1 tRNA gene is annotated in these 273 nt (G+C 42.1%); it reads left to right on the top strand.

Features of this window, described 5'->3' with window-relative positions:
* Positions 1-10 precede the first annotated feature (10 nt).
* Positions 11-82 (top strand) — tRNA-Glu (locus AOQ29_RS00385).
* Positions 83-273 lie beyond the last annotated feature (191 nt).

Below are 273 nucleotides of genomic sequence, written 5' to 3'. Positions count from 1 at the left end.
AACTGACCATGGCTCGCTGGTCAAGTGGCTAAGACGCTGCCCTTTCACGGCGGAATCGAGAGTTCGATTCTCTCGCGAGCTATAATCAAGTCGCAACTTCGGTTGCGGCTTTTTTATTGATTTTAGAAACAAAAATAGCAATCATTTCGACAATTTACAATAAATGACTAGACAAAACAATTAGAACTTGTTATACTATTATAGTTGTCTGATAGAGATATCGACGACAAACTGACCATGGCTCGCTGGTCAAGTGGCTAAGACGCTGCCCTT

Source organism: Fructobacillus ficulneus (genome assembly GCF_001047075.2).
GTDB classification, from domain to species: domain Bacteria; phylum Bacillota; class Bacilli; order Lactobacillales; family Lactobacillaceae; genus Fructobacillus; species Fructobacillus ficulneus.
This window is presented reverse-complemented; position numbering and strand designations above follow the sequence as displayed.